General features: G+C 73.5%; 9 protein-coding genes. 4 read left to right on the plus strand and 5 right to left on the minus strand.

Annotation, left to right across the window (positions count from 1 at the left end; translation table 11 throughout):
* Positions 1 to 12: 12 nt before the first annotated feature.
* Positions 13 to 930, minus strand: coding sequence for a neutral zinc metallopeptidase (locus E1258_RS26355; RefSeq protein ID WP_132405870.1), 918 nt, complete (start codon positions 928 to 930; stop codon positions 13 to 15).
* Between the two features lie 244 nt (positions 931 to 1,174).
* On the opposite strand from E1258_RS26355, the gene E1258_RS26360 reads away from it, so the two are divergent.
* The 4 genes from E1258_RS26360 to E1258_RS26380 all read left to right on the plus strand — a co-directional run bounded on the left by E1258_RS26360 (position 1,175) and on the right by E1258_RS26380 (position 6,581).
* Positions 1,175 to 2,779: an ABC-F family ATP-binding cassette domain-containing protein gene (locus tag E1258_RS26360; protein WP_132405858.1), complete on the plus strand. Its 1,605-nt coding sequence runs from the start codon at positions 1,175 to 1,177 to the stop codon at positions 2,777 to 2,779.
* Positions 2,780 to 3,433: 654 nt separating this feature from the next.
* Positions 3,434 to 3,661 carry a helix-turn-helix domain-containing protein gene (locus E1258_RS26370; protein WP_007072022.1) on the plus strand — a complete coding sequence of 76 codons (228 nt, stop codon included), beginning with the start codon at positions 3,434 to 3,436 and terminating at the stop codon, positions 3,659 to 3,661.
* Positions 3,662 to 3,707: 46 nt separating this feature from the next.
* Positions 3,708 to 4,475 (plus strand): enoyl-CoA hydratase/isomerase family protein, encoded by a 768-nt coding sequence (locus E1258_RS26375; protein ID WP_007072021.1) that lies wholly within the window; start codon positions 3,708 to 3,710, stop codon positions 4,473 to 4,475.
* A gap of 126 nt (positions 4,476 to 4,601) precedes the next feature.
* On the plus strand, positions 4,602 to 6,581 hold the full coding sequence (locus tag E1258_RS26380; protein ID WP_132405860.1) for an ABC transporter ATP-binding protein: 1,980 nt from the start codon (positions 4,602 to 4,604) through the stop codon (positions 6,579 to 6,581).
* Positions 6,582 to 6,629: 48 nt separating this feature from the next.
* On the opposite strand, the gene mug is transcribed toward E1258_RS26380, so the two are convergent.
* From mug to E1258_RS26400, 4 genes are read right to left on the minus strand one after another with little or no spacing between them, the layout of a single operon-like run.
* Positions 6,630 to 7,274, minus strand: coding sequence for a G/U mismatch-specific DNA glycosylase (mug, locus tag E1258_RS26385; protein ID WP_132405862.1), 645 nt, complete (start codon positions 7,272 to 7,274; stop codon positions 6,630 to 6,632).
* Positions 7,274 to 8,035: an SDR family oxidoreductase gene (locus E1258_RS26390; RefSeq protein WP_132405864.1), complete on the minus strand. Its 762-nt coding sequence runs from the start codon at positions 8,033 to 8,035 to the stop codon at positions 7,274 to 7,276. The genes mug and E1258_RS26390 overlap by 1 nt, the downstream gene beginning before the upstream one ends.
* Positions 8,036 to 8,068: 33 nt before the next feature.
* Positions 8,069 to 8,533, minus strand: coding sequence for a hypothetical protein (locus tag E1258_RS26395; protein WP_132405866.1), 465 nt, complete (start codon positions 8,531 to 8,533; stop codon positions 8,069 to 8,071).
* Positions 8,530 to 9,354, minus strand: a complete 825-nt coding sequence (locus E1258_RS26400) for a DUF692 domain-containing protein (protein ID WP_132405868.1) — start codon at positions 9,352 to 9,354, stop codon at positions 8,530 to 8,532. Before E1258_RS26400 ends, E1258_RS26395 begins: the two co-directional genes overlap by 4 nt.
* Positions 9,355 to 9,366 lie beyond the last annotated feature (12 nt).

Genomic DNA, 9,366 nt, shown 5'->3' on the forward strand with positions numbered 1-9,366 from the left:
GGACGGGGCGGGTCAGAGGGGGCTGGCGAAGGTGTCGCACTGCTTCGGGTCGCCGGTGTCGTACCCCTTGGCGAACCACTGCCGGCGCTGCTCGGAGGTGCCGTGGGTGAACTCGTCCGGGTTGACCGGGCGGCCCGAGCGCTGCTGGATGGCGTCGTCACCGATCTTCTCGGCGGTGTCGATCGCCTGCGCGACGTCCTGCTCCGAGATGCTCTTGAAGATCTTCTGCCCGGATTCGTCGGCGGTGCCGGTGGCGTTTCTCGCCCAGGTCCCGGCGTAGCAGTCGGCCTGGAGTTCCAGCTTCACCGACAGCGCGTTGGCGTTGTCCGGGTCGCGCTGCTGCTGGCGGCGCATCTGCGCCTCGGTGCCGAGCAGGTCCTGCACGTGGTGGCCGTACTCGTGGGCCAGCACGTACGGCTGGGCGAACTCGCCCTGCGCCCCGAGCTGGTCGGCGAGCAGGTTGTAGAAGGTCAGGTCGATGTAGACCAGGTCGTCGGCCGGGCAGTAGAACGGCCCGACGCCGGAGTCGGCCTGGCCACAGGCGGTGTTGACGCCCTGGCTGAAGAAGACCGTCCTCGACGGCTGGTACTGCTCGCCGAAGGCCTCCGGCAGGGCGGTGCGCCAGTACGCCTGGATCGAGTTGACGTACAGGGTGTTGCGGCAGTCGAGCTGCTTGAGCGCGTCGTCGGCGGAGCACCTCTGCTCCAGCGAGGTGTTGTCGCCCTGCTCGCCGCCGCCGCCGTTGGTGGCCGCGTTCAGGCCGAATCCGCCACCCACCAGGGCGACCAGCACCGCGACGACGACGCCGACGATGCCGCCGCGCCCGCCGCCGATCGGAATCGGTATGCCGCCCAGGCCGCCGCCTCCGCCGGATCCCCGCCGGTCGTCCACCTGGCTGGTGTCGATCCGCGCGTTCTCGTTCAGCTCCATGTTGACCCCGATCACCGATTCGTCACGTCTGGTGGTTGCGGTACCGGACCGGGTCCGGACGACGGATCCGTACCCGATGATCTTGACTGGTAATCCGGGCGGCGCGCGCGGGACGGCCCGGTACACTTGTCCTGTGCTGCTCTGCGAAGGCTGAACCGCCCCGCGCCGAGGGGAACCACCGACCCGCCGGCGCTTTCGCGTGCCCTGAGTCAGCCCTTCCAGACCCCGAGAGCGAGTCCCCGACATGATCACTGCCACCGGCCTGGAGCTGCGCGCCGGCGCCCGGATACTGCTGTCCGACACCACGCTGCGGGTGCAGCCGGGCGACCGCATCGGCCTGGTCGGCCGCAACGGCGCCGGCAAGACCACCACGCTGAAGGTGCTCGCGGGAGAGGGGCAGCCGTACGCCGGGCAGATCGACCGGCGCAGCGCCGTCGGCTACCTCCCACAGGATCCGCGCACGGGCGACCTGGAGGTCACCGGCCGGGACCGGGTGCTCTCCGCCCGGGGCCTGGACGTGCTGATGGCCCAGATGAAGGAGGTCGAGGTCCAGCTCGCCGAGGCCGCCGACGACCGGCTGGTCCGCCGCTACGGCGCGCTCGAGGACCAGTTCGCCGCCCTCGGCGGGTACGCGGCGGAGGCCGAGGCGGCCCGGATCTGCGCCAACCTCGGCCTGCCCGACCGGGCCCTCGCCCAGACCATCGGCACCCTCTCCGGCGGTCAGCGCCGCCGCGTCGAGCTGGCCCGGATCCTGTTCCGTGACGCCGGCGAGAACGGCGGCGGCATCCTGCTGCTCGACGAGCCCACCAACCACCTCGACGCCGACTCGATCACCTGGCTGCGCGGGTTCCTCGCCAACCACAAGGGCGGGCTGATCGTGATCTCGCACGACGGCTCGCTGCTGGAGTCGGTGGTCAACAAGGTCTGGTTCCTCGACGCCACCCGTTCGGTGGTCGACGTCTACAACCTGGGCTGGAAGGCGTACCTGGAGGCGCGGGAGACCGACGAGCGGCGCCGCCGCCGGGAGCGGGCCAACGCCGAGAAGAAGGCCGGCGCGCTGATGGCCCAGGCCGACAAGATGCGGGCCAAGGCCACCAAGACCGTCGCCGCGCAGAACATGGCCCGCCGGGCCGAGAGGCTGATCTCCGGGCTGGAGGAGGTCCGGGTTTCGGACAAGGTGGCCAAGGTCCGCTTCCCGAACCCCGCGCCGTGCGGCAAGACGCCGCTCACCGCGACGGGCCTGTCGAAGTCGTACGGGTCGCTGGAGATCTTCACCGACGTCAACGTAGCGGTGGACCGGGGTTCGCGGGTCGCCATCCTCGGCCTCAACGGCGCGGGCAAGACCACCCTGCTGCGGATGCTCGGCGGCCTGCTGGAGCCGGACACCGGCGAGGTGCACGCCGGGCACGGGCTGCGGCTGGGCTACTACGCCCAGGAGCACGAGACCCTGGACGTGGGGCGGACGGTGTTGGAGAACATGCGGGCCGCCGCGATCGAGCAGAGCGACACCGAGCTGCGGAAGATTCTCGGCGCGTTCCTCTTCTCCGGCGAGGACGTGGACAAGCCGGCCGGCGTGCTCTCCGGCGGGGAGAAGACCCGGCTGGCCCTGTCCACCCTGGTCTGCTCCGGCGCCAACGTGCTGCTGCTCGACGAGCCGACGAACAACCTCGACCCGGTCAGCCGGGAGCAGGTGTTGGACGCCATCGCCCGGTATCCGGGGGCGATCGTCCTGGTCACCCACGACCCGGGCGCGGTGCTGGCGCTCAAGCCCGACCGGGCGATCCTGCTGCCCGACGGCGACGAGGACGCCTGGAGCGACGACCTTCTCGAACTGGTCGAGCTGGCCTGACCGTCAGTCGGGCCGCAAATCGCCGAGGACCCGGGCGGAATGCGACTTTCCGCGCCTTTTGCGGCGCGGCGTCACTCTCTGCTCGGCGCGCCCAGGCGAACTCGGCGCAAGGTGAGCACCAGCGAGCAGGGCACGGGTGAGCAGCGCGGGCGCGTTCGGGTGAGCACGGTTCAGGCGGGCGAGGACCCCGGAACAGGTCAGGACCGGCACCCCGATCGCGACGGGTACCGCCGGTGTCGGCCAGTGGCCGACCCGGCCGACCAGCCGGATCACGGCGGGATGGCCGCCCGCCTACCACAACGCCGCCGGGCAGTACCTGGGTGCCGCAACCTGGTCGCCGTGGCCTTGGGGGTCGCCGCCGGGCTGCTCGTGCTGCCCGACCCGTGGACCGGGCTGCTCGGCCTGTTCCCGACCGCTACACCAGCGCCGCGCCGGCGGCCGCGATCAGGTGTACGCCAGGCAGGGTACGGCCGCCGCGCCGGCCCGGTCCGGCCCGAAGGGGGTAAGGCGACCGGCCGACGTCACCCTATCGGGTAGTCGACACTGCATAGCGTGTCGGTTGGCGAATAGTTGATATCTGGCGCATGATCGTTCGAGGCGGTCTAATAGGTGGGACCGTATCGAACCGCACAGTCTGGGACGTGAGGATTCAGCATGGCAGCCACTGGCACAGCCACCAGCACTGAGAAGGGTCGCCGGATCGTCGGAGCCGAGCGTCAGACGCTCGCCAAGGACCTGGTAAAGCGGTACACCGGCGGAGAGAGCATCCGGGCGCTCGCGGCCTCGACCGGCCGTTCCTACGGGTTCATCCACCGGGTGCTCACCGAGTCCGGGGTGCAGCTGCGTCAGCGCGGCGGTGCCCGGCGCCGCAAGAAGGCGTGACCCGCCCACCGACGTCGTTCACTAGCGCCGTCCCCCGGGCCGCCCGGTGACCCCCGGAGCGGTCGGGGTGCGACTCGACTGCGACGGGCCGGTGGCGACCGTCACACTGTGCCGGCCCGACGTGCTCAACGCCCAGACCCCGGCGATGTGGCGTGCGATGGCCGACTTCTCCCGGGACCTGCCCGGTGATGTGCGTGTCGTCGTCGTTCGTGGCGAGGGGCGGGCGTTCTCCGCCGGCCTCGACCTGTCGGTGGCCGGTGCCTCCGGCCCCGGTTCCTTCGCCGAGCTGGCGACCCTGCCCGAGCAGGAGTGCGCCGACCGGATCGCCGAGTTCCAGGGCGGTTTCACCTGGCTGCACCGGCCCGACGTCGTTTCGGTGGCGGCCGTGCAGGGCCACGCCATCGGCGCCGGATTCCAGCTCGCGCTCGCCTGCGACCTGCGGGTGCTGGCGGCCGACGCCAGACTCTCCATGGCCGAGGTGACCCTCGGACTGGTTCCCGACCTGGCCGGCACGAAGCGCCTGGTCGAGCTGGTCGGCTACGCCCGCGCCCTGGAGATCTGCGCCACCGGCCGGCGGATGGACGCCGCCGAGGCCGACCGGCTGGGCCTGGCCACCCTGGTGGTGCCGAACGCCGAGTTGGACGGCGCGGTGCGTGACCTGACCGCTGGGCTGCTCGCCCACCCCCGGGACGCGGTGGTGGAGATCAAGGCGCTGCTCGCCGGTGCCGCCGGCCGGTCCCACGCCGAGCAGCAGCGAGCCGAGCGCGAGGCCCAGACCCGCCGGCTCCGCGACCTCGCCGGCCGGGGAGAGTAGCCACCCGTCCGAGGGGTGCGGGTAAGGATTCTTCGGGAAGAATCGGCTTACCGCCGAGGTTGTCGTACTCGTCGGGACAATCGACCTGACGGCCCGAGCCGACCACGACCCCGGAGGTGACGCGTGATGTCCGACGGCGGGATGGCCGGCTGGAGCATGATCCGGTCGATGCGTAACCAGGACGAAGTCTCCGCCCACCGGCTCAGCCGCGGCACCGCCCGGCGGATCGTCGAGTTCGCCCACCCCTACCGGCGGGACATCGTCGTCTTCCTGGTCACGGTGGTGATCGCCGCGGTGATCGGCGTCGCCACCCCGGTGCTCGCCGGCGACGTGATCAACGCGATCAGCCGGGGCGGCGCGGAGGCCGGGTCGACAGTGGTCCGCCTCGCCCTGGTCATCGCCGCCCTCGCTGTCGCCGACGCGCTGTTCTCGCTGGCGCAGCGGTGGTACTCGGCGCGCATCGGCGAGGGGATCATCCTCGACCTGCGGACCCGGGTCTACGACCACGTCCAGCGGATGCCGCTGCAGTTCTTCACCCGCACCCAGACCGGCGCGCTGGTCAGCCGGCTCAACAACGACGTGATGGGCGCGCAGCGGGCGTTCACCTCCACCCTGTCCGGGGTGGTCAGCAACGTCATCCAGCTCGTGCTCACCACCGTGGTGATGCTCACCCTCTCCTGGCAGATCACCGTGCTGTCGCTGGTCCTGCTGCCGATCTTCATCGTCCCGGCCCGCCGGGTCGGCCGGCGGCTGGCCGACATCACCCGCGAGTCGTACAACCTCAACGCCAACATGAACGCCACGATGACCGAGCGGTTCGGGGTGGCCGGGGCACTGCTGGTCAAGCTCTTCGGCGCGCCCGAGGTGGAGGCCCGCCGGTTCGCCGGCCGGGCCGAGCGGGTCCGCGACATCGGCATCCAGTCAGCGATGTACTCGCGGACGTTCTTCGTGGCGATGCTGCTGGTCGCCTCCCTGGCCCAGGCGCTCACCTACGGCCTCGGCGGCTGGCTCGCGGTCACCGGCAGCGTCAGCGCCGGCACCGTGGTCACCCTCGCCCTGCTGCTCACCCGGCTGTACGGTCCGCTGACCGCGCTGTCCAACGTCCGGGTGGACGTGATGAGCGCGCTGGTCTCCTTCGACCGGGTCTTCGAGGTGCTCGACCTGCGCCCCGGCATCGAGGAGAAGCCGGGTGCCGTGGCCGTGCCGCGCGGCAACGGCCGGGTGGAGTTCCGCGAGGTCCGGTTCCGCTACCCGGCCGCCGCCGAGGTGTCGCTGGCCTCGCTGGAGGAGGTCACCACCCTCGACCGCACCGTCAACGAGCCGGTGCTGCGGGGGGTCTCGTTCGCCGTCGAGCCGGGGCAGATGATCGCCCTGGTCGGCCCGTCGGGTGCGGGCAAGTCCACCCTGTCCATGCTGATTTCCCGGGTGTACGACGTCACCGACGGTCAGGTGCTGGTCGGCGGCGTCGACGTCCGGGACGCCACGCTCGCCTCGTTGCGCGACGAGATCGGCATGGTCACCCAGGACTCCCACCTGTTCCACGAGACGATCGCCGAGAACCTGCGCTACGCCAAGCCGGATGCCACCGACGACGAGATCTGGGCCGCCCTCGCCGGCGCGCAGGTCGCCGACCTGGTCCGGTCCCTGCCCGACGGGCTCGACACGACCGTCGGTGAGCGGGGCTACCGCTTCTCCGGCGGCGAGAAGCAACGCATCGCGATCGCCCGACTGCTGCTCAAGGCCCCGTCGATCGTGATCCTCGACGAGGCGACCGCACACCTGGACTCGGAGAGCGAGGCGGCGGTGCAGCGGGCGTTGGCGGTGGCGCTGACGGGGCGTACGGCGCTGGTGATCGCCCACCGGCTCTCCACCGTCCGCGACGCCGACCAGATCCTCGTCCTCGACGAGGGGCGAATCGTCGAGCGGGGCCGGCACGAGGAGCTGGTCGCCGTCGGTGGCCTCTATGCCGAGCTGTACCGCACCCAGTTCGCGGTGGCCGACTCGCCCACCCCGTACGTGGATGCGACCGGTCCCGAAAAGATCATCACGATGCCGATGGCCAGCTACGTCGCCGACGAGGCGCTGCCGCCGGCCGCCGCGAACTGACCGGTCGGGCGGGGGCCCGCCGGCCTGGCCCCGTCGGCCCGGGCCCGCTCAGGCCGGGGCGGCGCTGCCGGCGCGCAGCTCGCCGAACGCCGCGCCCAGCGTCTCGGCGGTGAAGTGGGCGTTCAGCCCGCTCGGGTTGGGCAGCACCCACAGCCGGGCGTCGCCGAGCAGCTCCGGCTGTGGGCCGAAGGCCGCCTTCGGCCGGCCGAACCCGATCCGGTACGCGGTCACCCCGACCACCGCCACCCACGCCGGGCGGTGCCGGCGCACCTTCGCCGTCAGGATCGCCGCCCCGTCGACCAGCTCGGCGGCGGTCAACTCGTCGGCCCGGGCGCTGGCCCGCGCCACCATGTTGGTGATGCCGAGCCCGTAGCCGGGCAGCGCGTCCTGCTCGCTCGGGTGTAGCTGGCGGGGGGTGAAGCCGCCCCGGTGCAGCGCCGGCCAGAACCGGTTGCCCGGCCGGGCGAAGTGCCAGCCGGTGGCCGCCGACCAGAGCCCGGGGTTGATCCCGACGAAGAGCACGGCCAGCCCCGGCCCGATGACGTCCGGGATGGTCCGGTCCGCCGCTGCAACCAGTTCCTCGCGCGTCGGCCGGCGCTGGCGGCCCGCCGCCGGCCCCTGTCTGGACGGGCGCGGAAGCCCCGGCCCGGCACCGACCGGCGGGAAGGCCGGGCCGCCTCCGGGGGCGGCCATCACAGGCCGCGCAGCGCGCCGCCGTCGACCGGGAGAGTGATCCCGGTCAGGTAGCCGGCTGCGGGGGAGAGGACGAACGCGGCGACCCGGCCGAACTCGGCGGGCTCGCCGATGCGGCGCAGCGGGATTCCGGCCTCGGCCTCGGCCCGGGCCCGCTCGGCGTCCCCGGTGGCGGCCAGGAGCTGCCGGTTGCGGTCCGTCATGATCCGCCCCGGGAGCAGCCCGACGACCCGGACGCCGCGCGGGCCGTACTCGTCGGCCATGTCCTTGGCAACCCCGGCCAGGCCGGGGCGCAGCCCGTTGGAGATGCCCAGTCCGGCCAGCGGACTGCGGGCCGAGGTGGACAGGACCAGCCCGATCGCGCCGCCGTCGGTCAGCGCGGCGGCGACCGTCCGGGCGGTGCGGACGGTGCCGAGGAAAACGGTTTCGAAGGACTCCCGCCACTGCGCGTCGGTCGCCCCGGCGGCGGTGCCCGGTGGCGGGCCGCCGACCGAGACCAGCGCGCCGTCGAGCCGGCCGAAGTGTTCCCGGGCGGCGGCGACCAGCCGCAGCGGGGTGGCCGGGTCGCTCAGGTCGGCGGCCAGCCCGATCGCCCGCTGCGGGCCGCCGAGCCGCTGCACCGCCTCGGCCACCCGCTCGGGTGCGCGGGCGGAGACGACCACCCGGGCCCCGTCGGCGACGAGGCACTCGGCGGTGACGAAGCCCAGCCCACGCGAGGCCCCGGTCAGCACGTACACCCGGTCGGTGAGTCCCAGATCCATGACGCCGATCCTGCCGTACCCCGGTGGGGGCGGCTACCGGTGGGCCGGGCGCACCAGGCGTACCCGGCCGGCGAGCTGCACCGCGACGGTGCCGCCGACGCGGGCCAGGGCGGGCAGCCGGCGCGGTCGTGGCGCCGTCGCGCCGTCGTAGCGGGTGGCCGCCTCCCGGGCCGCCAGCTCCTCCGCGCCCAGCGGCGGCAGCTCACCCCGGCGGTGCAGCTCCCGGGCCAGGTCCCAGCCGTCACGCAGCGAGCCGTTGGTGGGCCGGTCGGCCGCCCAACTGGCGAACGTCACCGACCAGCTCCCGCCGAGGCCGGCGGCGAGCAGCGGCCAGTGCCGGGCCACGTCGCCGGCCCGCTTGCGCAGCAGGGCGCGGCGGGCGGCGTCGACCGGGCCCGGGGCGAACCCGGGCGGCAGCGGCCCGCCCGCGACCAGCGTCGCCACCAGCTCCGCCTGCCTGGCGGCCAGGTCGCCGCCGCCGGCACCGGACGCGCTCACGTCACCGCCGGATACCCGGACGCCGCGGCGATGGCGTCCAACTCGGCCCGCAGCGCCGGCGCGGGCGGCCAGCGGCCGTCGCGCTCCAGCAGCAGCGCGGGCGGGCGGTGGCGGGCGCACAGCTCGCCGACCAGGTCGAGCACGGCCGGCGGCACCGGGTCGGTGTGCGTGTCGTGGTAGAAGCCGCCCTGCTCGGCGCCCCCGGCGACGTGGGCGTACGCCACCCGGTCCAGCGGCAGCCGGTCCAGCAGGGCCAGCGGGTCGGCACCCCGGTTGCGGGCGTTGGCGTGCACGTTGGCGATGTCCAGCAGCAGCGTCGCGCCGGTCGCGTCCAGGATCTCGGTGAGGAAGTCCGCCTCGTCCAGCTCGTCGTCCGGCCAGTCGAACAACGCCGCGATCGGCTCCAGCGCGATCGGCACCGGCAGCTCGGCCCGGGCCCGGCGTACGTTGGCCACCACCGCGGCGACGGCCTCCCGGGTGCGCGGCAGCGGCAGCAGGTGGCCGGCCTCCAGGCCACCGGCCCGCACGAACGCGATGTGCTCGCTGACCAGCGGCGCGCCGACCAGCTCGGCCACCCGCGCCAGGTGGGCCACCCGGGCCGGGTCGACCGGCTCCGCGCCGCCGAGGGAGAGCTTCACCCCGTGCGGTACGACGGTGACGCCGCGCTCGACCAGCGCGGCGAGCCCGGGCGGCGGTGGCCCGTGCGGGGCGACCGCCTCGGCCACCACCTCGACGAACCGTAGGCCGGGCAGCCCGGCCACGAAACCGGTGATCTCTGGCCGCCAACCGATGCCGACCCCGGCGGGACCCAGGCCGGTCATCCGCCGCAGCAA

The organism is Micromonospora sp. KC207 (assembly GCF_004348615.1).
Taxonomy (GTDB): Bacteria; Actinomycetota; Actinomycetes; order Mycobacteriales; family Micromonosporaceae; genus Micromonospora.

Excerpts from the sequence above, each read along its gene's own strand:
- E1258_RS26380 (WP_132405860.1), top strand. The coding sequence starts at position 4,602 with ATGTCCGACGGCGGGATGGCCGGCTGGAGCATGATCCGGTCGATGCGT.
- E1258_RS26360 (WP_132405858.1), top strand. The coding sequence starts at position 1,175 with ATGATCACTGCCACCGGCCTGGAGCTGCGCGCCGGCGCCCGGATACTG.
- E1258_RS26400 (WP_132405868.1), bottom strand. The coding sequence starts at position 9,354 with ATGACCGGCCTGGGTCCCGCCGGGGTCGGCATCGGTTGGCGGCCAGAG.
- mug (WP_132405862.1), bottom strand. The coding sequence starts at position 7,274 with ATGGCCGCCCCCGGAGGCGGCCCGGCCTTCCCGCCGGTCGGTGCCGGG.
- E1258_RS26355 (WP_132405870.1), bottom strand. The coding sequence starts at position 930 with ATGGAGCTGAACGAGAACGCGCGGATCGACACCAGCCAGGTGGACGAC.
- E1258_RS26390 (WP_132405864.1), bottom strand. The coding sequence starts at position 8,035 with ATGGATCTGGGACTCACCGACCGGGTGTACGTGCTGACCGGGGCCTCG.
- E1258_RS26370 (WP_007072022.1), top strand. The coding sequence starts at position 3,434 with ATGGCAGCCACTGGCACAGCCACCAGCACTGAGAAGGGTCGCCGGATC.